This window comes from Actinomadura opuntiae (assembly GCF_030283205.1).
Lineage (GTDB): Bacteria > Actinomycetota > Actinomycetes > Streptosporangiales > Streptosporangiaceae > Spirillospora.
Map to the genome: position 1 here is coordinate 1 of NZ_JASNWF010000001.1, position 22,461 is coordinate 22,461.

30 protein-coding genes are annotated in these 22,461 nt (G+C 73.1%); 21 read left to right on the forward strand and 9 right to left on the reverse strand.

The window, feature by feature from the left end:
* The coding region (locus QP089_RS00005) for a hypothetical protein (RefSeq protein ID WP_446473998.1) at positions 1-232 on the reverse strand (232 nt) is incomplete at its 3' end.
* A 92-nt stretch (positions 233-324) separates the two neighbouring features.
* Positions 325-1,281, reverse strand: a complete 957-nt coding sequence (locus QP089_RS00010; RefSeq protein ID WP_285908991.1) for a TIGR03557 family F420-dependent LLM class oxidoreductase — start codon at positions 1,279-1,281, stop codon at positions 325-327.
* A 239-nt stretch (positions 1,282-1,520) separates the two neighbouring features.
* Between QP089_RS00010 and QP089_RS00015 the strand changes: the two genes are divergently transcribed.
* The 8 genes from QP089_RS00015 (at position 1,521) to QP089_RS00050 (ending at position 7,393) form a co-directional block, all read left to right on the forward strand.
* Positions 1,521-2,216 (forward strand): hypothetical protein, encoded by a 696-nt coding sequence (locus QP089_RS00015; protein WP_285908992.1) that lies wholly within the window; start codon positions 1,521-1,523, stop codon positions 2,214-2,216.
* On the forward strand, positions 2,213-2,464 hold the full coding sequence (locus QP089_RS00020) for a monovalent cation/H+ antiporter complex subunit F (protein ID WP_285908993.1): 252 nt from the start codon (positions 2,213-2,215) through the stop codon (positions 2,462-2,464). The genes QP089_RS00015 and QP089_RS00020 overlap by 4 nt, the downstream gene beginning before the upstream one ends.
* Before the next feature lie 16 nt (positions 2,465-2,480).
* Positions 2,481-2,825 carry a monovalent cation/H(+) antiporter subunit G gene (locus QP089_RS00025; RefSeq protein WP_285908994.1) on the forward strand — a complete coding sequence of 115 codons (345 nt, stop codon included), beginning with the start codon at positions 2,481-2,483 and terminating at the stop codon, positions 2,823-2,825.
* Positions 2,822-3,190: a Na(+)/H(+) antiporter subunit B gene (locus QP089_RS00030; RefSeq protein ID WP_285908995.1), complete on the forward strand. Its 369-nt coding sequence runs from the start codon at positions 2,822-2,824 to the stop codon at positions 3,188-3,190. The genes QP089_RS00025 and QP089_RS00030 overlap by 4 nt, the downstream gene beginning before the upstream one ends.
* Positions 3,191-3,200: 10 nt before the next feature.
* Complete coding sequence (locus QP089_RS00035; protein WP_285908996.1) at positions 3,201-3,887, forward strand: MnhB domain-containing protein; 687 nt, start codon at positions 3,201-3,203, stop codon at positions 3,885-3,887.
* Entirely contained in the window at positions 3,884-4,231 is a 348-nt protein-coding gene (locus QP089_RS00040; protein WP_285908997.1) for a sodium:proton antiporter, read from the forward strand. Before QP089_RS00035 ends, QP089_RS00040 begins: the two co-directional genes overlap by 4 nt.
* On the forward strand, positions 4,228-6,063 hold the full coding sequence (locus QP089_RS00045; protein WP_285908998.1) for a complex I subunit 5 family protein: 1,836 nt from the start codon (positions 4,228-4,230) through the stop codon (positions 6,061-6,063). Before QP089_RS00040 ends, QP089_RS00045 begins: the two co-directional genes overlap by 4 nt.
* Positions 6,064-6,169: 106 nt before the next feature.
* Positions 6,170-7,393 (forward strand): glycoside hydrolase family 183 protein, encoded by a 1,224-nt coding sequence (locus QP089_RS00050; RefSeq protein ID WP_285908999.1) that lies wholly within the window; start codon positions 6,170-6,172, stop codon positions 7,391-7,393.
* Positions 7,394-7,411: 18 nt separating this feature from the next.
* Here the strand turns inward: QP089_RS00050 and QP089_RS00055 are convergent, their stop codons facing one another.
* Together QP089_RS00055 and QP089_RS00060 are read right to left on the reverse strand one after the other, a co-directional pair.
* On the reverse strand, positions 7,412-8,128 hold the full coding sequence (locus QP089_RS00055; protein WP_285909000.1) for a hemerythrin domain-containing protein: 717 nt from the start codon (positions 8,126-8,128) through the stop codon (positions 7,412-7,414).
* Positions 8,129-8,243: 115 nt separating this feature from the next.
* Entirely contained in the window at positions 8,244-8,684 is a 441-nt protein-coding gene (locus QP089_RS00060; protein WP_285909001.1) for a VOC family protein, read from the reverse strand.
* Positions 8,685-8,793: 109 nt separating this feature from the next.
* Here QP089_RS00060 and QP089_RS00065 point away from each other — a divergent pair, with 109 nt between their 5' ends.
* Positions 8,794-9,756 carry a helix-turn-helix transcriptional regulator gene (locus tag QP089_RS00065; protein WP_285909002.1) on the forward strand — a complete coding sequence of 321 codons (963 nt, stop codon included), beginning with the start codon at positions 8,794-8,796 and terminating at the stop codon, positions 9,754-9,756.
* Positions 9,757-9,843: 87 nt separating this feature from the next.
* Here QP089_RS00065 and QP089_RS00070 read toward each other — a convergent pair whose 3' ends face one another.
* The 4 genes from QP089_RS00070 to QP089_RS00085 form a co-directional block, all read right to left on the reverse strand.
* On the reverse strand, positions 9,844-10,188 hold the full coding sequence (locus tag QP089_RS00070) for a VOC family protein (RefSeq protein WP_285909003.1): 345 nt from the start codon (positions 10,186-10,188) through the stop codon (positions 9,844-9,846).
* Between the two features lies 1 nt (position 10,189).
* Positions 10,190-10,393 carry a ribbon-helix-helix domain-containing protein gene (locus QP089_RS00075; RefSeq protein ID WP_285909004.1) on the reverse strand — a complete coding sequence of 68 codons (204 nt, stop codon included), beginning with the start codon at positions 10,391-10,393 and terminating at the stop codon, positions 10,190-10,192.
* Between the two features lie 79 nt (positions 10,394-10,472).
* Positions 10,473-11,606 carry a sensor histidine kinase gene (locus tag QP089_RS00080; RefSeq protein ID WP_285909005.1) on the reverse strand — a complete coding sequence of 378 codons (1,134 nt, stop codon included), beginning with the start codon at positions 11,604-11,606 and terminating at the stop codon, positions 10,473-10,475.
* An 8-nt stretch (positions 11,607-11,614) separates the two neighbouring features.
* The gene (locus QP089_RS00085) at positions 11,615-12,271 is read right to left on the reverse strand and encodes a response regulator transcription factor (protein WP_285909006.1); all 657 of its coding nucleotides are present in this window, start codon (positions 12,269-12,271) and stop codon (positions 11,615-11,617) included.
* A gap of 115 nt (positions 12,272-12,386) precedes the next feature.
* Between QP089_RS00085 and QP089_RS00090 the strand changes: the two genes are divergently transcribed.
* From QP089_RS00090 to QP089_RS00115, 6 genes are all read left to right on the forward strand, one after another.
* Entirely contained in the window at positions 12,387-12,881 is a 495-nt protein-coding gene (locus tag QP089_RS00090) for a hypothetical protein (protein ID WP_285909007.1), read from the forward strand.
* On the forward strand, positions 12,868-14,058 hold the full coding sequence (locus QP089_RS00095; protein WP_285909008.1) for an efflux RND transporter periplasmic adaptor subunit: 1,191 nt from the start codon (positions 12,868-12,870) through the stop codon (positions 14,056-14,058). Before QP089_RS00090 ends, QP089_RS00095 begins: the two co-directional genes overlap by 14 nt.
* Positions 14,055-14,759, forward strand: a complete 705-nt coding sequence (locus tag QP089_RS00100) for an ABC transporter ATP-binding protein (protein WP_285909009.1) — start codon at positions 14,055-14,057, stop codon at positions 14,757-14,759. Before QP089_RS00095 ends, QP089_RS00100 begins: the two co-directional genes overlap by 4 nt.
* Positions 14,756-15,958, forward strand: coding sequence for an ABC transporter permease (locus QP089_RS00105; RefSeq protein ID WP_285909010.1), 1,203 nt, complete (start codon positions 14,756-14,758; stop codon positions 15,956-15,958). The genes QP089_RS00100 and QP089_RS00105 overlap by 4 nt, the downstream gene beginning before the upstream one ends.
* Before the next feature lie 107 nt (positions 15,959-16,065).
* Positions 16,066-16,470 (forward strand): DUF6069 family protein, encoded by a 405-nt coding sequence (locus QP089_RS00110; protein WP_285909011.1) that lies wholly within the window; start codon positions 16,066-16,068, stop codon positions 16,468-16,470.
* Positions 16,471-16,488: 18 nt separating this feature from the next.
* Positions 16,489-16,845, forward strand: a complete 357-nt coding sequence (locus tag QP089_RS00115; RefSeq protein ID WP_285909012.1) for a YciI family protein — start codon at positions 16,489-16,491, stop codon at positions 16,843-16,845.
* Positions 16,846-17,009: 164 nt separating this feature from the next.
* Here QP089_RS00115 and QP089_RS00120 read toward each other — a convergent pair whose 3' ends face one another.
* On the reverse strand, positions 17,010-17,591 hold the full coding sequence (locus tag QP089_RS00120) for a TetR/AcrR family transcriptional regulator (RefSeq protein WP_285909013.1): 582 nt from the start codon (positions 17,589-17,591) through the stop codon (positions 17,010-17,012).
* Positions 17,592-17,838: 247 nt separating this feature from the next.
* On the opposite strand from QP089_RS00120, the gene QP089_RS00125 reads away from it, so the two are divergent.
* The 6 genes from QP089_RS00125 (at position 17,839) to QP089_RS00150 (ending at position 22,456) form a co-directional block, all read left to right on the forward strand.
* Positions 17,839-18,189 carry an antibiotic biosynthesis monooxygenase family protein gene (locus QP089_RS00125; protein WP_285909014.1) on the forward strand — a complete coding sequence of 117 codons (351 nt, stop codon included), beginning with the start codon at positions 17,839-17,841 and terminating at the stop codon, positions 18,187-18,189.
* A gap of 9 nt (positions 18,190-18,198) precedes the next feature.
* Positions 18,199-18,585 (forward strand): VOC family protein, encoded by a 387-nt coding sequence (locus tag QP089_RS00130; protein ID WP_285909015.1) that lies wholly within the window; start codon positions 18,199-18,201, stop codon positions 18,583-18,585.
* A 169-nt stretch (positions 18,586-18,754) separates the two neighbouring features.
* Complete coding sequence (locus QP089_RS00135) at positions 18,755-19,180, forward strand: DUF4267 domain-containing protein (RefSeq protein WP_285909016.1); 426 nt, start codon at positions 18,755-18,757, stop codon at positions 19,178-19,180.
* 451 nt (positions 19,181-19,631) lie between these two features.
* Entirely contained in the window at positions 19,632-20,036 is a 405-nt protein-coding gene (locus QP089_RS00140; RefSeq protein ID WP_285909017.1) for a site-specific integrase, read from the forward strand.
* 256 nt (positions 20,037-20,292) lie between these two features.
* Positions 20,293-21,459, forward strand: a complete 1,167-nt coding sequence (locus tag QP089_RS00145; protein WP_285909018.1) for a carboxylesterase family protein — start codon at positions 20,293-20,295, stop codon at positions 21,457-21,459.
* On the forward strand, positions 21,434-22,456 hold the full coding sequence (locus QP089_RS00150; protein WP_285909019.1) for an alcohol dehydrogenase catalytic domain-containing protein: 1,023 nt from the start codon (positions 21,434-21,436) through the stop codon (positions 22,454-22,456). Before QP089_RS00145 ends, QP089_RS00150 begins: the two co-directional genes overlap by 26 nt.
* The last annotated feature ends 5 nt before the right edge of the window (positions 22,457-22,461 follow it).

Sequence of the window (22,461 nt, forward strand, 5' to 3'; positions counted from 1 at the left end):
CGCCGACCTGTCCCGCGGCCTGACCGCCGGTCCCCGCGGCGGCCGCCGCGCCCTCGCCGACGCCCGCGCCCGCGGTGCGGGCGGTTCCCTGCGCGGCGCCGGCGGTGTCGCGCGCCGCGTCCGAGCCGGTCTCGGCCGCCGATTTCGCCGCGCCGGACGCGGCCGCGCCGACCCGTCCCGCGCTCTCGCCGATCTTTCCGGGGCCCTTGCCGGGCACCGAGGGGGTGTCCATCTTCATTTCCTTCCATCGAGGGGATTTCGGGGGTGTCCGGTTCCGGAGGGACCGCCGCACGGGGCCGGCCGCTCCGGGCCGGCGGCGCGGGGTCAGCCGCGCACGCGGGGCAGCACCTCACGGGAGTAGAAGTCGAAGAAGCCGTCCTGCTCGGGGCCGATCTGCGTGACGAACACGTCCTCGTACCCGGCGTCGACATAGGCGCGCAGCGCTTGGGCGTGCACCTCGGGATCGGGGCCGCACGGCACCCGCTCGGCGACCATGTCCTCGGTCACCAGCTGCGCCAGCTGCCGGAACTGCCGCGGCTGCGGCAGCAGCTGCGCGGCCTCCCCCGGCAGGTGGTCGCTGGCCCACAGCCGCAGCGCCGTCCGCCGCGCCCGCGCCTCGTCGGGCGCCCAGCACACCTTCAGACCGCCCTGCACCCGCCTGCCCTCACCGCCGGCGTCACGGAACACCTTCACCAGGTCCGCGTCGGGCATCATGCAGATGAACCCGTCGGCGATCCGCCCCGCCAGCGTCGCCGCCTTGTTCCCGAACCCCGACATGTAGATCGGGGGCGGCTCGTCCGGGACGCTGTACAGGCGGGCGGTGTCGAGCCGGTAGTGCTCGCCGCGGTGGGTGACCAGCTCGCCGGTGAACAGCCGCCGCATCAGCGCGACGGCCTCCTCCAGCATCTCCAGCCGCTCGGCCGCCGGGGGCCAGCGCGAGTCGACGATGTGCTCGTTGAGGAACTCGCCCGTCCCGACGCCGAGGGTGAACCGGCCGCCGGTCAGCAGCGCCGACGTCGCTGCGGCCTGCGCCACGATCGCCGGAGGGGTGCGCACCAGCGGGCAGGTCACCGCCGTGCCCACCGGCAGCGACGTCGCCTGCGAGATCGCGCCGACCACCGACCACACGAACGAGGACTGCCCCTGCTCGTCCAGCCACGGATGGAAGTGGTCGGAGATCCACAGCGCCTCGAACCCGGCCTCCTGCGCCAGCCGCGCCTGCCGCACCAGCTCGCCCGGAGCGTGCTCCTCGCTGGACAGGAAGTACCCGAACCTCGCCATCGGCGTCCCTCCCTCCCGTGCGCCGCATGCCCGACGGTCCTGCCCGGCAGTCGTGTCGGACGGTCGTGTCGGACGGTCGTGCCGGACGGTCCCGTAGCGCGGCCTACCCCGCCCGCCACGCGCAAACATTCCCCGGCATACGCCACGGACAGGTACAAAACGGCCCGCGGCCGGGCCGGCCGCGGCGCCCGGGCGCCCCCGATCACGGTTGGAACCGTCCGCCGGGGTATGCGATCGGCATGACGCCACCCACCCCGGAGCCGCCCGATCCGGCGCCGGATCCGCCGCCGGGGCGGTCGTCGCGCCTGCCGCAGGCCGGGCCCCGCGCCGCCCGCACCGTCCCGCTGACCCGCGGCGGCCCGGCGCGTCCGGCCGCCGAACCGCTGGCCTGGTGGGCCGTCCTGTTCGCGCTCTACCTGGCGCTGATCTCCACGATCGACATCATCGAGATCACCGTCGGCGCGGTCGTCGCCGCGTTCGCGGCCGCCGTCGCCACCGGCGGACGGCGCGCCCTGTTCAGCACCGGCACCGCCGGCGACCCCGCCGGTCCCCGCAGCCCCGCCGCCGACCTGGCGCCCGGGCTGCGGCCCGTCCCGCCCGCCCGGCTGGCGGCCCCGCTGGCGCTGCTGCCCGTCCAGATCGTCGCCGACAGCGCCCGCGTCGCCGTGCTCGGCACCTCCGGCGGCACCTGGACCCACGTCGGCGTCGCCCCCGGCGCCGCCAACCGGGGCACCGCCACCCTGCTGGTGTCCACCTCCCCCGCCACCTACGTCGGCGGCGTCGACCCCGAGCACGCGGTGCTGACCGTCCACCGCCTCACCCCGCACCCCTCGCCGTTCGAGCGGCGGCTGCGCGCCACCGGCCTCATCCGCACGCCCGACCGCCAGAACCCCGACGACCAGCACGAACGCGGCGGCGGGACAGGCGCGGAATGAGCATCGCCGTCCCTGCCCTGGTGATCCTGGTCGCCGCCGTGCTGCCCGCGCTGCTGACCACCCTGCGCGGACGCCCCGTCGACCGGCTCGCCGGCCTCATCGTCACCGGCCCCCTGGTCACCCTCGTGCTCGCCCTGCTCGCCTCCGCCTACGGGCGGACCTCCTACCTCGACGTCGCCCTCATCCTCGCCCTGCTGTCGTTCGCCGGGTCGCTGGTGTTCGCCCGGTTCTTCAGCCGGACCCTGTGACCCCGACGGGAGGCCCATGACCCTGCTCGCCGACACCCTCACCTGGGCCGGCACCGCCGTGTGCGTGCTGGCCGGGCTGCGGCTGGCGCTCACCCGCGGCGCCGCCGCCCGGCTGCACGCCGTCGCGCCCGTCACCGCGCTCGCCGCACCGCTGCTGCTGGCCGGGCTGGCCCTGCACCCCTGGTCGTCCTGGCACGACGTCGTCAAGATCGCTGTGATCGGGGTACTGCTGGCGGCCACCGGACCCGCCACCGTCGTCACCGCCGGCCAGGCCGTCACCCGCGCCACCAGCACCGGCACCAGCACCGCTACGGGCACCGGCAGAGGGGCGGGCGGCGTGAAGGACGGGGAGGCCCCGTGAGCGACCCGTTCTCCGGCCCCCTCGCCGACGCCCTCATCGTCACCGCGCTGCTCATGACCGCCCTCATGGCGACCGCCGTCGTGCTGACCCGCGACCCCGCCCGCCAGGCGATCGTCCTGTCCGGCTACGGGATGGTCCTCGGCGTGCTGTTCCTGATCCTGCAAGCCCCCGACGTCGCCATGTCGCAGATCGGCGTCGGCACCGTCGTCGTCCCTCTCATCGTCGTGCTCGCCCTGCACGCCACCCGCCGCCACCGCAAGGGCGGCGACACCGGCGAGGACGACACCTCCGGCACCACCGGCCGGGCCGGCCGGGCCGCCGCAAGCGGCGACGGCGGCGGCGCCCCGGGCGGGGACCCACGATGAGGACACCGGCATGAGGACCCGCACCCTGCTGTTCGCCGCCGGCGCCGCCGGCAGCGCCGCCCTGTTCACCGCCGGCGCCCTGGACCTGCCCCACTTCGGCGGCGCCCTGCACCCCTACGGCGACCGCGCCGTCCACCAGGCCCTGCGCGAGTCCACCACCAACACCGTCTCCTCGGTCAACTTCGACCAGCGCGCCTTCGACACCATCGGCGAGGAGCTGATCCTGATGGCGTCGGCGATCGGCGCGGTGGTGCTGCTGCGCGTCGTCGGCAAGGAGGCCGAGGACCAGGGCGCCACCCACCGGCACGGCCCCGCCGAGGTGTCGGACGCCCTGCGCATCGTCGGCTACCTGCTGCTGCCCGTCACTCTGCTGATCGGCGTCTACATCATCGCGCACGGCGCGCAGTCGCCCGGCGGCGGATTCCAGGGCGGCGTCGTCCTCGGCACCGCCATCCACCTGCTCTACCTCGCCGGCGACTACCCCGCGCTGCAGCGCCTGCGGCCCATCCCCGTGTTCGAGTCCACCGAGGCGCTGGCCGCCGGCGTGTTCGTCGCGATGGCCCTGGCCGCCGCCGGCGCCGTCCCCGCCCTCAACGGCGCCGTCGGCGTCGAGGTCGGCTGCGCTCTGGTCCTGCTCATCGGCAAGTTCTTCGAACAGGCACTGCTCGTGCGCGAACCACCCGGGGAGTCCTCGTGAGCCACCTGCCCTACCTGGTCGCCGGCTGGATCATCCTCGTCGGCGTCTACGGCATCGTCACCAGCCGCGACCTTATCCACGCCGTGGTGTGCCTGTCGGTCACCCAGTCCGGCACCTACGTGCTGCTACTGGCGATCGGGTACCGCTACGGCGCTACCGCCCCGGTCTTCTCCGACCGGCCGCCCCACGGACGCCCCGTCACCGACCCCGTCGTGCAGGCGATGACCCTCACCGACATCGTCGTCGGCGCTACCGTCACCGCCCTGCTGCTCGCCCTGGCCGTCCAGGTCGCCAAGCGGCGCGGCACCCTCGACCCCGGCGAGCTGAGGTCGCTGGAATCGTGATCCTGCAGATCACCGTCGCCGTTCCCGTCCTGACCGCCGCGCTGCTGGCCACCGCCGGACGGTGGCTGCCGCGGCTGGCCGTCGACCTGGCCGCCGTCCTGGCCGTCGCCGCCGTCGCCGCGCTGTCGGCCCTCACCCTCACCCGCGCCCCCCACCACGCCCAGGTCAGCTGGCTGGGCGGCTGGGGACCGGCCACCGGCGTCGGCATCCCCCTGGTCGCCGACCCCCTGGCCGCCGGCCTCGCCCTGATCACCGCGCTGCTCACCCTGGCCGCGCTGCTGTTCTCCTGGCGGTACTTCACCGAGGTCCAGGCGATCTTCCACACGCTGATGCTGCTGTTCCTGGCGGCCATGGTCGCCTACGTCTACACCGGCGACCTGTTCGACGCGTTCGTGTTCTTCGAGCTGATGAGCGTCGTGGCGTTCGCGCTCACCGGCTACCGCTCCGAGGAGCCCTCCACCGTCCACGGCGCCCTCAACTTCGGCATCATCCAGTCGATCGGCGCCTACCTCACCCTCGCCGGCATCGCCCTGGTGTACGCGCGGACCGGCGAACTCGGCATGGCCACCGCCGGCCGCCACCTGCTCGGCACCGGCACCGGGGCGGGCGGGCACGGCGACGCGCTCGTCACCGCCGCGTTCGTGCTGATCTGCACCGGCTACCTGGTCAAGGCGTCCGCCGTCCCGTTCCACTTCTGGCTCGCCGACGCCCACGCCGTCGCCCCCACCCCCGTCTGCGTGCTGTTCTCCGGCATCATGGTGCCGCTCGGCGTCTACGGGGTCGCCCGCACCTACTGGGCGGCGTTCGCCGGACTGGTCCCGCTGCGCGCCATCGCCGTCCTCGGCGCCGCCGCCGCGCTGCTCGGCGCCGTCATGTGCGTCCTGCAGCACCACATCAAACGGCTGCTGGCCTACTCCACCGTCAGCCACGTCGGGCTGCTGCTGGTCGGCGTCGCCGCCCACGGCCCCGGCGCCCTGGCCGGCACCGCCTACTCCCTCGCCGGGCACGCCGGGGTGAAGGGCGCGCTGTTCCTGGCCGCCGGCGCCCTGCTCAACCGGCACCAGACCGTCGACGAGCACGACCTGCGCGGACGCGGCCGCGGCATGCCCCTCACCGGCGCCACCTTCCTGCTCGGCGCGCTCGGCCTGGCCGGGCTGCCCCCCTCCGGGATGTACGCCGGGCACGCCGTCACCGAGCACGCCGCCGAGGAACTCGGCTGGTGGTGGTTCACCCCGCTGGCCATCGCCGCGTCCGCGCTCACCGCCGGCGCCGTCCTGCGCGTCTGGCTCGGGGTGTTCCGCGGCACCCCCGCCGAGGAGGACCCCGCCGGCGGCGGTCAGGACCCCGCGCACCCCGCCGGCGGCGGCCACGAGGACCCCGAGACCCGCCCCGCCCTGCGCAACCTGCCCTGGACGATGCTCACCCCCGGCCTCGCCCTCCTCCTGGCCGCGCTGCTGGCCGGGCTGATCCCCGGCGGGCCCGTCGGCGCCGCCGCCGCGATGTTCACCGACCGCGACGGCTACGCCGCGCTGGTGCTGGACGGCCGCGTCCCCCACCCCCACTCCGTCCCCGCCGACCCCTGGACCGCCTCGGGCATCGCCGGGTTCCTCATCACACTGCTGCTGGCCGCGCTGATCGCCGTGCACGCCGTGCGCCGCCGCACCTCCGAACGCGCCTGCGAACGCACCGGCGCCTCCCCGACGGTGCTCTCGCGCGCCGCGACCGCCACGGCCGTCCGCCTGCACGCCCTGCACTCCGGGCACATCGGCGACTACGCCGCCTGGCTCACCGTCGGCATCGCCGTCCTGGCCCTGCTCACCGCCCGCTTCTGACCCATTTCGTGCCCCTGCCCCGCGGATCGCGGGTTGCCGCAGCCCGCACCGGCACGCGACGCTGACACCCGGACACCGCCGGGCACACGGGAAAGGGGCGCGGACGATGGAGCACCGCACGGCCCGCCCCATGACCGCGGCCCGCCGCAGACCGCCCGGACGCGGCGGACTCGCCGCACCCGCCGCCCTCCTCGCCGCGGCGCTGCTGACCACCGCCGTGACCGTCACCGTCCTGCTGCACAAGGACGCGCGGCACCCGCCCGGCGCCGCGCCGCCCGCCCCCGTCCTGTCGCGCTACGAGACCGCCGCGTCCGGCAACACCATCGACCGCGACTGCGGCTACAGCGTCGCGCTCACCGGCCACCGCAGCCTCTGGCTGTTCTGCGACTCGGTCTGGAAGGGCACCCACCCCGGCCTGGTCTTCGGCGCCACCGCCGCCACCGGCACCGCCGCCCCCGGACGCGTCCCCACCGACCTCACCGAACTCCCCGCCCCCGCCCCCGCCCCCGCCACCGGTCGCACCGCGGCGCCGCGCTCCGCCGGCCCGGCCGACCGGCCCCCGCAGCCCCTGCTGGCCACCCCGCCCGGCCTCCTCCTGCCCGGCGGCGCCCCCTGCCACGTGCCCGGCACCGCCTACAGCGCATCCTGGATCTCCGGCGCCGCCCGCCTGCCCGACGGCAGCGTCCTGCTCACCTACACCGACGTGTGCGCGCAGAGCACCACCATCACCACCCAGGGGTACGGCATCGCCGCCTACCGCCCCGCCGACGGCACCCTGCACGGCCAGACCCGCGTGTTCACCCTCCCCGGCGGACTCCCGTTCCAGCTCACCCTCGGCTCCCCCGTCCTGCGCGACGGCCACCTCTACCTGTACGGATCGACCTGCGACACCTGGATCCCCGGTGCCTGCGCCGCCGGCCGCGCCACCCTGGCCCGCGTCCCCGCCGACCCCGCCGCCTGGCGCGACCCGTCGGCCTACCGGTACTGGTCCCCCGCCGGATGGACGCCCGACGCCTCCCGCGCCGCGACCGTCGTCCCCGGCGCCGCGCCCGCCGCCGTCCACGTCGCCGACTACACCGCCGCCGGCAAGGGCCTGGTCCTCATCGAGCAGCGCGGCCTGGACGGACGGTACCGGCTCTGGCGCGCACCAGCCCCGCAAGGCCCCTGGCGGCCCGCCGGCGAAGGCACCCTCCCCTGCTCGGGCGGCACCGGCAACGACCAATGCCGCGCCTTCATCGGACACCCCGAGCTCAGCACCCCCACCGCGCTGATGATGTCGCACTACAACCCCGCCAACCGGCACGTCACCCTCCGCGCCGTCCCCTGGTGACGGGCCGCGCCGGCGACCTCACACGCTCCACAGCCGGCGCCTGCGGTAGCGGGGCTCCCACCGCATCCGGTTCAGCTCCCGGATCTTGCGCGGCAGCGCCGTCAGGAACCGGCTGCGCTCGAGCGGCGCGATCCCGTCCACCATCCACGGCACCGTCCCCTCACCGCAGCCGCCGCCCGGCGCGGCCCAGGCCGACACCGTGTCCTCGGCGAACGCCGCCCAGTCCGCCGGCGTCAGCACCCGCTGCGCCAGCGGCAGCGCCCCGGCCTCCTCATGCCGCAGATGCACCTCCAGCGCCTCACGCAGCCGCCGCACCGCGGCGACGACCTCGCCGGGACCCTGCTCGCCGGGACCCTGCTCGTCGTCCTCCAGCGCGGCGTCCACCGCCGCGACCAGCACCTCGATCCGCGGATGCTCGGCCCGCAGTTCCGCCACGACCCCGAGCTCGGCGCGGCGCCCGGCCACCGCGCGCTCCACCCGCGGCCACAGCACGCCCTCCTGCAGCCGGTTGTGCAGGCGCAACTGCTCCTTCAGGTTCTCCCAGCCCGCCCGCACCAGCGGAGCGCGCGCCCGGCCCGCCGCCGCGGCCGCCGCCAGCCGCTCCAGATCCCGGCGGAACGCCACGTGCCCCGCGTGCGTGAACACGTCCATGAACCCCGGCCCCGCCACGTCCCGCATCCCCTCGGCCGCCCGCTCGCCGCCGGGCGCCGCCGCCGTGCCCCGCACCGCCCTCACCGGCCGTGCGACAGAAGAAACGTCCATACAAGGATGAGGGCTGAGGCCCCCGAAATGTGACGCACCGGCACCGAGATCTGGCTCACGTCGAGCCGCCCGCCGCGCCCGCGGCGGCTCACCGAGGTGCGGCCGAGGCGAGGACCTGCACGTAGTGCGGGTTGGTCATGACGCCCAGGACGTTGCCGAACGGGTCGACGACCGACGCCGTCGCAAAACCCGTGCCGTCCCCGCGCTCGGTGATCTTCTCGTGGATCCGGGCGCCCATCGCCACCAGCCGCTCCACCGCCGCCTCCAGATCGTCGACGTGCCAGTACGCCACCGCCCCACCCGGCCCGGCCGGGCCGGCCTCGCCGTCAGAGGACCCGGGGCGGAACCGGGCGTCGATCAGCCCGAGCTCGTGCCGGTAGTCCCCGATCCGGAACTCGCAGTACACCGCCCGGCCGTCCGGACCCGGAACCCGGAAGTAGGGCCGCGTCCCGAGCAGGTCGGCGTACCAGTCGACGGCCGCCTCCACGTCGTCGGCGAAGAAGCTGATCGTCGCGAGCCCACGCAGCATGGCAGTGCCTTCCGTTTCCCGGGGCCGGAGGTCCCGTCCCCTGCACAACGACGACGCTAGACCGCCATTAGGACAGTGAACGTCCTAATGGGACGGCAGGATGGGACCCATGCGCGACCCGTCCGGACGGCTGCTGCGGCTGCTGTCCCTCCTGCAGACGCCACGCGAATGGACCGGCGCCGAACTCGCCGGCCGCCTCGGCGTCACCGACCGCACCGTCCGCCGCGACATCGACCGGCTGCGCGCCCTCGGCTACCCGGTCGACGCCGCACACGGCAGCACCGGCGGCTACCGCCTCACCGCCGGCGCCGCGATGCCGCCGCTGCTGCTGGACGACGACGAGGCGACCGCCATCGCGATCGGCCTGCGCACAGCCGGCGCCGTCACCGGCGTCGAGGACGCCGCCCAGCGGGCCCTGGCCAAACTCGACCAGGTCCTCCCCCAACGGCTGCGGCACCGCGTCGCCGCGCTCGCGCAGGCCGCAGTGCCGCTCCCGCCCCACGACGACGCCCCGCCCACCGCCGACCCCGCCGTCCTTGCCCTGCTCGCCGCCGCCTGCGTCGCCGGCGAGAACGTCCGCTTCGCCTACACCGCCGCCGACGGCACCGAGACCCGCCGGCACGCCCAGCCGCACCGCCTCGTCACCGCCGCCCGCCGCTGGTACCTGGTCGCCCACGACGAGGACCGTGCCGACTGGCGCACCTTCCGCGCCGACCGCATCACCGGCCCGCAGCGCACCGGCGTCCGCGCCCCCGCCCGCACCCTGCCCGGCGGCGCCGACGCCACGTCCTGGGCCATGGACAACCTCGCCGGCGGGTCCGGCACGATCCGCGCCCGGCTGCTGCTGCACGCCCCCATCGAAGAGGCGGCCCGGCACGTCACCGCCTGGCACGGCGTCCTGGAACCGGTCGACGAGCGCAGTTGCCGCCTGCACACCCGCTCGGATTCCCTGCGCCACCTCGCGCGCCGCATCGCCCTGCTGGACGTCGACTACACCCTGCTCGACCCGCCCGAACTGGCCGACCACCTCACCGTCATCGCCGAACGCACCGCCCGCGCAGTCCGTACTTGACCCCGTTACGGCGGTCAAGGGCCGGCGGCGCCGTCCGTGATCGGACGGCCCGCACGGCCCCGCACCGGCTCCCGGCCGGTCACACGGTCACTTCTGCAGCGGGGCCTGCAGGCTCCACAGGCGCCCGTCAGGGTCGCGGACGGTCATCTCCCGCGTCCCGTAGTGCGTCTCCTCGAACGGCGACACCACCTCGACGGCCGAGTCGGCGCGGAACGCGTCCGCCTCGGGCACCCGCAGCGCCAGCCGCACCTGCGGCTCCCGGTCCTCGGGGATCTCGGCGATGAAGACGTAGGGGCCGTCGCCGTTGCGCAGCTGCCCGGAGTTGTGATCGGTCGAGAACTCCAGCTCGTACCCCAGCGCCTGGAAGAACTTCGCCGCCTTCCCCCAGTTGTGGGTCTCCAGGAACACGGCCTCGATGCCCTCGGTGCTCATCTCACGTCTCCTTCTCGGTCGATCGCCTTCGCGGCGCGCGGTCGTCATCGCGGTCGTCATCGCGGTCGTCGTCGAGATAGGCGCGCAGTGCCTGCGCGACCAGCGCCGACAGCGACAGCTCCGACTCGATGGCACGGTGCTTGACCTGCTTGATCAGCCCGATCGGCAGGTACACGTTGAACTGCTTGACGTCCTCGTCGCCCACACCGGCATGCTAGCAAACTACTTCACTAGACACTCGCGCCCCGGTAACCGGGAACCTGAACGAGCAGCCTCGCCCGGCGCTAAACCCGGCCGGCCGGGAAGGCGGCCCGGACGACGAGACCGCCGCCCGGGCGCGGCCGCGCGCTGAGGGTTCCGCCGTGCGCGAGGACGATCGCGTGCGCGATGGACAGGCCGAGCCCGTGGTGCCCGTCGCCGCGCGCCGACCGGTCCAGCCGCTGGAACGGTTCGAGCAGCCGCGCCACCTGCTCGGCCGGGACGACCGGACCGGTGTTGGACACGCTGACCACGGCGGTCCCGTCCCGCGATCCGGTCGCCACCTCGACGCTGCCGCCGGGCACGTTGTACCGCACGGCGTTGTCGACGAGGTTGGCGACCAGCCGCTCGACCAGCGCGGGGTCGCCCGCGGTCGCGGCGGGCGCGATCCGCGGGTCCAGGCGCGGGCCCTCGGCGGACGGCTCGGGCCGGGCGGCCAGCACCTGCTCGGTGAGCGCGGCGAGGTCCACCGGGACCCGGCTCTCCAGCCCGCGCTCGCTGGTCGCCAGCGTGAGCAGGGACTCCAGCAGCCGCGCCTGCTGGTCGCTGATCGTCAGGATCCGCTCGAAGGTCGCGCGGAACGCCTCGAGGGTCGGCCGGCGGTCGGTGAGCGTCTCCTCCAGCAGCGCGCGTTCGAGCGTGAGCGGGGTGCGCAGCTCGTGCGCGGCGTTGGCGACGAAGCGCTTCTGCGCGTCGAGCGCCGCGTCCAGGCGTCCGAGCAGGCCGTCCACGGTGTCGGCGAGGTCCTTCAGCTCGTCGCGAGGGCCGGCGAAGGCCAGCCGCTCGTGCACGTTGCGCGCCGAGATGTGCCGCACGGTGGCGGTCATCGTGCGCAGCGGGCGCAGCGCCCGCCCCGCGACGAACCAGCCGAGCACCAGGGACACCACCAGCATGATTCCCAGCGCGATCCCGGACTGGACCAGGAACTCGTGCAGCAGCGTGTCCTGCTGCCGCGCCAGCGCGCGCATCGGATCCTGCGGGCCGAGCGGCCGGTACGGGCAGTCCTCCTCGCGGCCGAAGCACGGCACCAGCACCTTGAAGACGGCGTTCCTCCGGACGAGCAGGAACGTGATCCCCAGCAGGCCCGCGCCCGAGACGGTGAACAGCGCCCCGTACAGCAGCGTGAGGCGCATCCGGACCGTCCGCGGCACGCCCCCCATGAGCGGCCTCATATCCGGTAACCGCTCTGCGGGACGGTCTCGATCACCGGCGGGGAGCCCAGCTTGGCCCGCAGCCGGTTGATGGTCGCCTTGACCGTGGTGGTGAACGGGTCCGCCGCCTCGTCCCACACCCGTTCCAGCAGTTCCTCGGCCGACACGACGCGTCCGCCCGCGGCGAGCAGGTACTCCAGCACCGCCAGCTCCTTGGGGCTGAGCGCCAGCCGCAGCCCGGCGCGGGTGGCGACGCGCTGGGCCGGGTCGAGCCGCAGGTCGCCGTGCTCCAGGATCGGCGGCAGCGCCGGCTGCGCCCGCCGCCCGAGCGCGCGGATCCGCGCGACCAGCTCGGCGTAGGCGAACGGCTTGGGCAGGTAGTCGTCGGCGCCGAGGCTGAGCCCCTCGACCCGGTCGGCGATCGTGCCCGACGCGGTGAGCATCAGCACCCGGGTCCGGCGGTGCGGCCCGGCCGCCAGGGCGCGGCAGACGTCGTCGCCGTGCACGCCGGGCAGGTCGCGGTCCAGCACGACCACGTCGTAGTCGGTCAGCGCCGTGCGGTCCAGCGCCGCCCGGCCGTCGAGGGCGACGTCCACCGCCATCCCCTCGCGGCTCAGGACCCGGGCCACCGAGTCCGCCAGCTCCGCGTGGTCCTCCGCCACCAGCACTCTCATCGCCGGTCAGCCTGCCCGACGCGCGGTCACAGCCGGGTCACAGCCTCTCGCACCGTCATGTGACCGCCCCTTCCCTAGAACTGGCCCCGCGAGAACGTCCTCGGAAAGGGGAACGATGAACAGGGCTTCCATGTTGCTGGCCGCCGCGGCCGCTGTCGCGCTGACCGCCGCGGGGTGCGGCGGTTCGGACTCCGGCTCGTCCGGCTCGGACGCGAACCCCGCCGTGGAGCAGGCGGTGAAGTACGCGCAATGCATGCGCAAGAACGGCGTGACCGATTTCCCCGATCCCGACAAGGACGGGAGGTTCACGATCGCGGCGGGAGGGCCGAAGAAGACGTCGCCGCAGTTCATCAAGGCGAAACAGGCGTGCAAGTCCCAGGAGCCCCCCGGTGTGGAGGACAACCCCGCGCAACGCTCCAAGGCCCAGCAGGAATGGCTGAGGTACGCGCAGTGCATGCGCAGGAACGGCGTCCCGGACTTCCCCGACCCGCAGGACGGCCGCCTCCTGGTGCCCAGAGACAAGATCAACGTCAACTCGCCGCAGTTCAAGAAGGCACTGAACGCCTGCCGCAACGTGTCCGTGGGAGGTTCCGAGCATGGCAACGGCTGAGATCGGAACCCCGGCGGGCGCCGGCGGTTCCCCTCAGGCGCCGGAGCGGCGGCGGCGGTGGTGGCGCAGGCGCCGCCGGATGATCGGCGGCGGTGCCGCGCTCGTGGCCGTGGCCGCGGGCGGCGGCGTGGCCCTCGTCGTCACGAGCCCGCACGGCGGCGACGGCACGTCCGCCGCGGGCACCGGTGACGGGACGTCGCTCGCGGCGGTCCAGGAGGGCCCGCTGTCCTCGCAGGTCGAGCAGAACGGGACGCTCTCCTACGCCGGCGGCGCCGACGGGAACCCCTATCCGGTGGTCAACCAGGCGAAGGGGACCTACACCTGGATACCGGCGGCGGGCACCCAGGTCGACTGCGGCGAGACGCTGTACAAGGTCGGCCAGAAGCCGGTGCTGCTGATCTGCGGGAGCACGCCCGCGTACCGGGACCTGGCCGCGGGCGACGACGGCAAGGACGTCCAGGCGCTGAACAAGACCCTGGTGAGCGAGGGCTACGCCGACAGATCCGTGCTCGATCCCGGCTCGCGCCACTTCGGCTGGACGACCGCGGCGGCCCTGGAGAAGCTCCAGGACGAACGCGGCGCCCAGGTGACGGGCGAGCTGGACCTCGGCCAGGCGGTGTTCCTGCCCGGCCCGCTGCGGATCGGCAAGGTGACGGCGCAGAACGGCACGAACGCCGCCCCGGGCCGTCCGATCATGGAGGCGTCGTCGAACCGGCGCGAGGTGACCGTCAAGCTCGACCCCTCCCAGCAGTCCGAGGTCCGAAAGGGCGACGCCGCGCAGATCACGCTGCCCGACAACCGGACCACGTCCGGTGTGGTCAGCCGGATCGGCACGGTCGCGACGTCCTCGTCCTCCGACAAGGACGACTCCGGCGCGCAGGCCGCCACCCTCCCGGTCCACATCACGCTCAAGCACCCCAAGGACGCCGGAACCCTCGACCAGGCGCCCGTCCAGGTGCAGATCACCACCGGCGGCGTCGAGCACGCCCTCATCGTGCCGGTGACCGCGCTCATCGGCCGGGCCGGCGGCGGCTACGCCGTCGAGGTCGCGGCGGCGAACGGCGGCCCGGCCCGGACCGTGCCGGTCACGCTCGGACTGTTCGACAACGCCAACGGACGGGTGCAGGTCTCCGGCGCCCTGACGACCCGCGACCGAGTGGTGGTGCCGTCGACATGAGCGGAACGAACGTCCTCGAACTGGAGCGGGTCACCAAGACCTACGACACCCGGCCGCCCGTCCACGCGCTGCGCGGCGTGAGCTTCACCGTACGGAGCGGGGAACTGGTCGCGATCGTCGGCCCGTCGGGCTCGGGCAAGTCCACCCTGCTGCACATCCTCGGCACGCTCGACCGGCCCAGCAGCGGCACGGTGCGCATCGACGGGCAGGACGCCGCGACGCTCACCGACCGGCAGCTCGCCGCGCTGCGGGCGCGCAGCATCGGCTTCGTCTTCCAGCAGTTCTTCCTGTCCGAGCACACCACCGTCCTGGAGAACGTCGCCGACGGCCTGCTGTACCGCGGCGCGCCCCCCGCCGAGCGGCGCGAACGCGCCGCCGAGGCGCTCGACCGGGTCGGCCTGCAGGACCGGGCGGGCTTTCGCCCGAGCGAGCTGTCGGGCGGGCAGCGCCAGCGCGTCGCGATCGCCCGCGCCCTGGTCGGCCGCCCGGCCATCGTGCTCGCCGACGAACCCACCGGCAACCTCGACAGCAGGACCGGAGCGTCGATCATCGAGCTGCTGCACGAGCTCAACGCCGACGGCGCGACGATCCTGGTGATCACCCACGACGGCGAACTCGCCGCCCGGTTCCCCCGCCGGCTGAACGTCCTGGACGGGCAGATCGTCGCCGACAGCGCGGCGCGTTCACTGGAGGGCGTATGAGGCTGTCCGACCAGCTGCGCGTGGCCGGCATCGGGATCCGGTCCCGCCGCCTGCGGGCCGCCCTGTCCGCGCTCGGCATTGCGATCGGGACAGCGGCGATCGTGGCGGTGCTCGGCCTGTCCGCGTCCTCCCAGGCCGGGCTCCTGGCCGAGATCGACCGGCTCGGCACCAACCTGCTGACCGCCAACACCGGCCAATCGCTCAGCGGCGGGACGGCGCAACTGCCGGTCGCCGCGCCGCAGCGGATCTCGCACCTGCCCGACGTCGAGCACGTGGCGCACGCCGCCGCCATCGACGACGCCAACGTGTACCGCAGCCCGCTGATCCCGGCGATCAACACCAACGCCCTGAAGGTCCGCGCCGCCAGCCTCAACCTCCCCGACGTCATCGGGACCGGTGTGGCGCAGGGCCGCTGGCTGAACCCGGCGACCGAGCGGCAGCCGGTCACCGTGCTCGGCGCGCTGGCCGCGCGGCGCCTCGGGATCGACCGCGTCCATCCCGACGAACGGATCTGGCTGAAGAACCAGTGGTTCTACGTCGCCGGCATCCTGAAGCCCGCGACGCTGTCGACCGACATCGACACCAGCGCCCTGATCGGCTACCCGGCCGCCGAGCGCTACCTCAGCTACACCGCCGTCGACCGGGGCAAGGCGGTGGCCGGCCCTCCGACCACGGTCTACGCGCGGGCCCGGACCGACAAGGTGGACTCGGTGCGGGACGCGCTCGCGCAGACCGCCAACCCCGAATCACCCGGCGACGTCGACGTCAGCCGGCCATCCGACGCGCTCACCGCCCGCGCCGCCGCCAAGGGCGCGTTCAACAGCCTGTTCCTCGGACTCGGCGTGGTGGCGCTGGTCGTGGGCGCGGTCGGGGTCGCCAACATCATGATCATCTCGGTGCTGGAACGGCGCTCGGAGATCGGGCTGCGCCGCGCGCTCGGCGCCACCCGGGGACACATCCGCACCCAGTTCCTGTCCGAAGCGGTCATGCTCGCGCTGCTCGGCGGCGTGACCGGGGTGTTGGCCGGAGCGCTGGCCACCGCCGTCTATGCCGGCGCCAAGGGCTGGGCGGTGGTCGTTCCGGCCCAGGCGTGGGCCGGCGGGATCGGCGCCGCGATCGTCATCGGTGCGATCGCCGGCCTGCTGCCGGCCCTGCGGGCCGCCCGCCTCTCCCCCACCGAGGCCCTGCGGACGCTGTGACGTAGGTCTTCAGATTTTTTCCGCGGTGATGTCGAAAGGCGTCGAGGTCGTTCGTAGCCAAGGTGAGAGACCGGCAACGGCCGGTCGCCGCACACTGGAGGACCGCGATGTCCGTCACCACCACCGCCACGACCGTTCCCGCCAAGCCGCTGATCGTCGGTGGCCTGACCGCCGCGGCCGTCGCCGCCGCGGCAACCGCGAGCATCGCCGCCGTCGGGAAGGCCGCCGGGATCAGCCTCACCGTCGGCGGCGCGCCGATCCCGGCGTCCAGGTTCGCCGTGCTGACCGCCGTGTTCTCCGTGGTGGGCCTGGTGCTCGCCCTGGTGCTGGCCCGCACGGTCCGCCGCTCGCGCATGGTGTTCGTCCGCGCCACGATCGTGCTCACCGCGCTGTCGCTGGTGCCGGATGTGCTCGCGGACGCCTCCGCGGCCACCAAGATGCTGCTTATGCTGACGCACCTAGTGGCCGCCGCGATCGTGATCCCGGCCGTCGCCCGCCGCCTGCCGGCCTGACCTCCCTGAGGAGTCGCCATGACGAACTACCTGCTCGCCGTCCGGTTCGACGAGAACACGCCGGCGCTGTCCGAGGAGGAGATGCGGGAACAGCAGGCCCGGACGGCCAAGGTCACCGACGAGATGCGCTCCGCCGGCTCGTGGGTGTTCGTCGGCGGCCTGCTGCCCTCGCACGCCACCACGGTCGTCCGCCCCGGCGACGGCATGACCACGATGACCGACGGCCCGTTCGCCGAGACCAAGGAGCAGCTCGGCGGGTTCTGGGTGATCCGCTGCGACGACCTCGACCAGGCGCTGGCCTGGGCCGACAAGTGCGCACTGGCCTGCGGCGCCCCCATCGAGGTCCGCCCGTTCCAAGACGCCCAGTGGACCTGAACACAGACAACCGGCACGCGGCGCGTAGACCGCGCCCACCACCCCCAGGCGCTGCTGCAACGCGGCCTGCACCCACTGCGTGACCCGGCGACCGTCCACCTCGACGAGGACGAGGAGAGCACCCGCCGTGACCGAGTGCCCGGTGGGTGCCCTCGACGCGTTTTTCAGGGTGTGGGTGCGGTGAGATACCGCTGGATCGTGGGGCCGAGCCAGTCCACGATCTCCTCGCGGGTGAGCGCCACGCTCGCCGGGAACCGCAGCACGTAGCGCGTCAGCGCGAGCCCCAGCACGGTCGAGGCGCACAGCGCCGCCCGCGCCGGCGCCTGCTCCGGTTCGGGGCCCACCCGGCGGGCCAGCGGGATCAACTGATCGCGCAGCACGCTCTGCATGCGATCGGCGGCGGCCGGGTCGGTGGCGCCGACCCGGATCAGCGCGGTGAGCTCCCCGTTCTCCTCCCACAGGGTGAGGAAGTGGCGCACCAGCGTACGGCCGATCGCCTCGCGCGGTTCGACGGACAGGCCGGGCAGTTCGGGGTCGATCGCGACGGCCGCCGCGAACAGGCCCGCCTTGTTGCCGTAGTAGCGCATCACCATCGACGGGTCGATCTTCGCGTCGCGCGCGATGGCCCGGATGGTCGCCTTCTCGTAGCCGTCCGCCGCGAACCGCTCGCGCGCCGCGGCGAGGATCGCCGCGCGGGTGGCGTCTGAGCGCCGTGCGGCCTGCTGGCCCTCCGTGGTGCCGGTCACGCCAACAAGCGTAGGCCAACACGTGTTGACAGTCCAGCGCGGCGGCCCTACGTTTGCCAACAAGCGTTGACCAACAAGCGTTGGCAGGACGCAGCCGTTGGTGACCGGCACCAGCGATGCCCCTTGAGCGCCCCGTGAATCTCCCGCGTTCCACAGATAGCGAGCGTCGTGAGCGTCGCCGGATCCAGTACGGCGGCGACCGGCCGCGGTGCCGTGAGACAACCGATAGCGAGAGGAAGTACCGACAATGGCCAAGCTGCAGAGCCTTGACCCGCACACGCCGATGTTCGCGCAGTTCAAGGAGGAGACCGGGCCCATCGTCCTGGCCAACACCTTCATCGTCCCAAAGGAGAGGACTGAAGCGTTCCTTACCCTCTTTCAGAGACAGGCGGAGTTCATGAAGGCTCAGCCGGGATTCGTCTCCCTGCAGATGCACAAGGGAACGGCCGACAGTCAACTTCTGATGAACGTCGCGGTCTGGGAATCGACCGAGGCTCTCGCCACGGCGTTCGGCAGCCCGGAGTTCCAGCGCATGGCCGCCGAGTTCCCCGACGACATCGTGTCGTATCCGCACATCTTCGAGCAGATCGACGTATGAGGAGTCACTATGACCGTGGAACTGAACCACACCATCGTCCCCGCCCGTGACCCGCAAGCCTCGGCCCAATTTTTGGCCGAAATCCTCGGCCTGAGTGTCGATCCGCCGGTGGCGCACTTCACGCCGGTCACCCTGGCCAATCGGGTCAGCCTGGACTACGACCAGCTCGACGACTTCGAGCCACACCACTACGCGTTCATGGTCAGCGAGCAGGAGTTCGACGCCGCCCTCACTCGCATTCAGCACGCCGGCATCACTTACTACGGCGATCCCGCATGCCGAGAAATCGGGCAGGTCTATCACAGCAAGCGCACCGAAGGCCGCAGGGGCGTCTACTTCCACGACCCCGACAGGCATCTCATGGAAATCCTCACCCCGGGCCGCACCAGGTCGTGAGGCCAATGGCGATCCGGCGAATCACGGCTTCCAGGGCCTGTCTTCAATCAGCACGTGGTCCGGGAGAGTGCGCGGCCAAGGTCACGGTCGCCTTGTAGAAATCGGCTTGTTGCCCAGCCGCGTCCGCGCCGGCTTACCAAGCTCACGAAGACTTGCAAGGAGAAGAACAGTGTCGCTGAAGAAGATCAACACTGTCCTGGTCGCCGCCTTCATCCTTTTCATCCTCTGGTTCGGGACGGAGTTCATCCTGAGCCCGGAGACGGCGGTGCAGGGCTTCGGTCTGCCGAACCGGCCGTCCGGCGACGGCGGCGGTTTCCTGGTCGTCAAGGGAATCCGCGACGTCGTCTTGGCCCTGGTCCTGGGTGCCCTGCTGGTGACGGGCCACCGCCGGGCGCTGAGCTGGGTGCTGCTGGTGGAGGCCCTCGCCGCGTACGGCGACATGACCACCGTCCTTGCCCACCGCGGCTCCGTGGCCGCCGCGCTCGGCGTCCACGGCCTGACCGCGACGCTGATAGTGGTCAGCGGCCTGCTGATGATGCGCGAGACCCGCAAGATCGCGGTCGCTCCGGTGACGCCCGCCCCGCAGCCCGCCTGATCCCACCGATCCAAGGTGGCCCGCATCCCGGTCGGGTCACCTTTGCGCGTGCTGGTATTTGCGGGTCAGCTTCCGCCGGGAATCAGAAGAAGACCGCCAAGGCGGATTTCAGCGCGGAAGGGGGGTCGCCGTAGTACTCGGGAAAGACCGGGCGGATATAGCTGACCGGCGAAGACGGCACCGAGTTTCAAGGGGCCGGTCCGCGCCGACCTTCAGTCAGGCGGGCGTGTCACATCGGCCCAGCGGAGGTCTTCGCTGGGTCCGTCGTCGCCTTCCCCGGCCACCCGGGCCCGACCAACGCGGCGACCCTCGCGGCCGCGGTCGACCACTACCTGGATTTCATCCAGACGGCCACCACCCGCGCCAGCTACGACGACACCCTCGCCCGCCTCATCGACGTGGCCGGCGGCGCCAGCCTCGTCGCCGACTGACCCCCGAGGACTTCGCCGCGGTGATGGAGCGGTGGAACACCGCAGCGGCCACCACCTGGAACCGGCACCTGTCGGCGCTCACCTCGTGCACCACCTGGGCGCAGCGCCAAGAAGTGCTGGAGAGCAACCCGGCCCGGCGGCTGACCCACCGCAGGCCCGCCCGCCGCGGCGACCGCGCCATCCCCCGCGCCCGCCTATACCAGCTGTTCACCGGTGATGACCACGGCCTGCGCGAGCGGGTGTTGTGGCGGATGCTGTACGAGACCGCCGTCCGGGCCGAGGAGATCCTCTCGCTCAACATCGAGGAGTGGACGCTGCACCAGTTGCGTCACTCGGCGCTGCAGCACCTGGCGGCCGTCGGCCGGACCGCCGCCGAACTGCAGGCCAAGAGCCGCCACGCCCACCTGGCCAGCCTCGGCGCCTAGGTCCGCCTCGGCGAAGCCACCTCTGCGGCAGTCGGCACCGACCCGCACTCCCCGCCGCCGCGTCCGCTGACCAGCTTGATCCACGGCACCTCGTACGACAACGAGACGGCAGGGAGATGTCGCCTGGTGACCATCAGGTGGCCGCTGTCTGCCGGACGATGTGTCGGCTCCCGGGGAAGGATGGGAGAGCGTCACCGTAAGCAAGCAGTCGCCGACATATCGCGCGGTAACCCAAGCCGCGCCGGAGGGAATCCGCATGACCGCCACCGCGTCCACGGCCCCGGCTGCGCCAGGGGTGCGGTCCTGGTGGGGAATCCCGTACGCGACTGCCGAGCGCTGCCGTCGGCCCGTGCTCGCGGATTTCGATCCGGACCGCCGCTACGACCGCAAGGGCGTCGCCCCGGTCCAGCCTGACAGCGGTGACTGCCTCGAAGCCGACAGCGGAACCGGTGAGGACTGCCTGAATCTGAACGTCTGGGCTCCTGCGCAGCCGGCCGCCGAGGCGCTGCCGGTGGCGGTGTACGTTCACGGCGGCGGGTTCGAGTTCGGCGCGAACACGCAGACCACTTCGAACGCGGCTGGTCTGGCCGCGACGGGGCGCGTGGTGGGCGTGTCGATCAACTACCGGCTCGGCGCGCTGGGCGCGGTCTCACTGTCGCAGTACGGCGGGCGGCTGGCGGAGGCCAGCAATCTCTTCCTGCAGGACATCATTGCCGCGCTGACCTGGGTCAAGCAGAACATCGCCGCCTTCGGCGGCGACTCCGGACAGGTAACCGTCTTCGGCCACAGCGGCGGCGGCTATGCCGCCTTCGGGCTGCTCGGCGCTTCCTGCGCCAACGGCCTGTACCGGCGCCTGGCGGGATTCTCCGCCGGGCCCTCGCGCATCATCCCGGCCTGGTGGGTGGCCAACGGCCTCGACCGGTTCGACCCGCACACCGTCGACCGCGTCATCGACGAGGTCGCGGGGTGGCGCATTCCCCGCTCCCGCGCCAGGAAGATCGTCGATGCCTACGACCAGGGCGGCCGCACCCCGGCCGAGGTCCGCGCCCCGCTCCTGACCGACTACATCTTCACCCTCCCCGCAGCCCCGAACAAGCCGACCGTGACAGGCGTATCGGCGACGTCGTGCTCGACTTCGCCACCGGCGAGCAGACCCGTCTGTGGCCCCGCCGTCACCGACCAGCCCGCGTCCGGAACCGTCGGCGACCCTCCCACGAGCCCGGCGCTCATTACCAGACGGTCCTCGACCTGTTCGACGACATCGCCCGCCCCTGACGGCCATTGGGCGATGCGCAACAGCGCAGCCTCACCACTGACTGATCAGGTGGATTCCTGCGTCTGCACCCCCGGCTCGGCCTTTCAATTTCCAGGAGATGTACACAGGGAAGGAGCCAGGTATGAACCAACCTTCAGCAGCCGGTGACGCCGCGCCTGCGACGATGCGGGCCGTCGTCGTCACCCGGCCCGGGGGTTTGGACGCACTCCAGATCCAGGACGTTGCGGTGCCCGCACCTCAGCCCGGCTGGGTGCGGATCAAGGTGAAGGCGTTCGGCGTCAACGAGTCCGAGGTCGCCACCCGCAAGGGCGAGTCGGACCCGGAGGTCACCTACCCGCGCGTCCCCGGCATCGAGGGTGTGGGGATCATCGATCAGGCCCCGCACGGCAGTGGGCTGCGCCCGGGGCAGCAGGTGGCGACGTTGATGGGCGGCATGGGCCGCTCGTTCGACGGCTCGTACGCGCAGTACGTGACCGTCCCCGCGGCGCAGGTCATCCCGCTGGAGACCAGCCTGCCGTGGGACGTGGTCGGCGCGCTGCCGGAGATGTTCCAGACCGCCTACGGGTCGCTGAAGACCGGCTTGGACCTTCAAGCCGGGCAGACGCTGCTGATCCGCGGCGGCACCTCCACGGTGGGACTGAGCGCGGCGACGATGGCCAAGGACATCGGCGCCACCGTCATCTCCACCACGCGTCATGCCGAGCGTGCCGACGACCTGCGGGCCATGGGCATCGACCACCCGATCGTGGACGAGGGGACGATCGCCGGGAAGGTCCGAGATCTCGCGCCCGAGGGCGTGGACGCCGCGCTGGAACTGGTGGGCTGCACAGTCCTGCCCGACACCCTCGGATGCGTGCGCGCGCACGGTACCGTCTGCTTCACCGGCGCCTTGGCGGGCGGGTGGTCCATCCCCGACTTCACCCCGTTCGTGATCCCCAGCGGGGTGCGGTTGACCAGCTACGCGGGTGAGGCTACCGACCTGCCCGCCCAGGTGTTCGCCCAGCAGCTCCAGGCCATCGCCGACGGCCGGCTCAAGGCACCGATCGCCAAGACCTACCGGGGCCTGGAGCAGGTTCGCGATGCCCAGGCCGGCGTTGAGTCCGGCACGACGCCGGGCAAGCACGTGGTTCTGCTCGACGACTGAGACAT

What these genes read in the sequence shown, in the direction of transcription:
- QP089_RS00010 (WP_285908991.1), bottom strand. Translation starts at nt 1,281, where the DNA reads ATGGCGAGGTTCGGGTACTTCCTGTCCAGCGAGGAGCACGCTCCGGGC.
- QP089_RS00015 (WP_285908992.1), top strand. Translation starts at nt 1,521, where the DNA reads ATGACGCCACCCACCCCGGAGCCGCCCGATCCGGCGCCGGATCCGCCG.
- QP089_RS00020 (WP_285908993.1), top strand. Translation starts at nt 2,213, where the DNA reads ATGAGCATCGCCGTCCCTGCCCTGGTGATCCTGGTCGCCGCCGTGCTG.
- QP089_RS00025 (WP_285908994.1), top strand. Translation starts at nt 2,481, where the DNA reads ATGACCCTGCTCGCCGACACCCTCACCTGGGCCGGCACCGCCGTGTGC.
- QP089_RS00035 (WP_285908996.1), top strand. Translation starts at nt 3,201, where the DNA reads ATGAGGACCCGCACCCTGCTGTTCGCCGCCGGCGCCGCCGGCAGCGCC.
- QP089_RS00050 (WP_285908999.1), top strand. Translation starts at nt 6,170, where the DNA reads ATGGAGCACCGCACGGCCCGCCCCATGACCGCGGCCCGCCGCAGACCG.
- QP089_RS00060 (WP_285909001.1), bottom strand. Translation starts at nt 8,684, where the DNA reads ATGCTGCGTGGGCTCGCGACGATCAGCTTCTTCGCCGACGACGTGGAG.
- QP089_RS00065 (WP_285909002.1), top strand. Translation starts at nt 8,794, where the DNA reads ATGCGCGACCCGTCCGGACGGCTGCTGCGGCTGCTGTCCCTCCTGCAG.
- QP089_RS00070 (WP_285909003.1), bottom strand. Translation starts at nt 10,188, where the DNA reads ATGAGCACCGAGGGCATCGAGGCCGTGTTCCTGGAGACCCACAACTGG.
- QP089_RS00080 (WP_285909005.1), bottom strand. Translation starts at nt 11,606, where the DNA reads ATGGGGGGCGTGCCGCGGACGGTCCGGATGCGCCTCACGCTGCTGTAC.
- QP089_RS00085 (WP_285909006.1), bottom strand. Translation starts at nt 12,271, where the DNA reads ATGAGAGTGCTGGTGGCGGAGGACCACGCGGAGCTGGCGGACTCGGTG.
- QP089_RS00090 (WP_285909007.1), top strand. Translation starts at nt 12,387, where the DNA reads ATGAACAGGGCTTCCATGTTGCTGGCCGCCGCGGCCGCTGTCGCGCTG.
- QP089_RS00095 (WP_285909008.1), top strand. Translation starts at nt 12,868, where the DNA reads ATGGCAACGGCTGAGATCGGAACCCCGGCGGGCGCCGGCGGTTCCCCT.
- QP089_RS00100 (WP_285909009.1), top strand. Translation starts at nt 14,055, where the DNA reads ATGAGCGGAACGAACGTCCTCGAACTGGAGCGGGTCACCAAGACCTAC.
- QP089_RS00105 (WP_285909010.1), top strand. Translation starts at nt 14,756, where the DNA reads ATGAGGCTGTCCGACCAGCTGCGCGTGGCCGGCATCGGGATCCGGTCC.
- QP089_RS00110 (WP_285909011.1), top strand. Translation starts at nt 16,066, where the DNA reads ATGTCCGTCACCACCACCGCCACGACCGTTCCCGCCAAGCCGCTGATC.
- QP089_RS00115 (WP_285909012.1), top strand. Translation starts at nt 16,489, where the DNA reads ATGACGAACTACCTGCTCGCCGTCCGGTTCGACGAGAACACGCCGGCG.
- QP089_RS00125 (WP_285909014.1), top strand. Translation starts at nt 17,839, where the DNA reads ATGGCCAAGCTGCAGAGCCTTGACCCGCACACGCCGATGTTCGCGCAG.
- QP089_RS00130 (WP_285909015.1), top strand. Translation starts at nt 18,199, where the DNA reads ATGACCGTGGAACTGAACCACACCATCGTCCCCGCCCGTGACCCGCAA.
- QP089_RS00145 (WP_285909018.1), top strand. Translation starts at nt 20,293, where the DNA reads ATGACCGCCACCGCGTCCACGGCCCCGGCTGCGCCAGGGGTGCGGTCC.
- QP089_RS00150 (WP_285909019.1), top strand. Translation starts at nt 21,434, where the DNA reads ATGAACCAACCTTCAGCAGCCGGTGACGCCGCGCCTGCGACGATGCGG.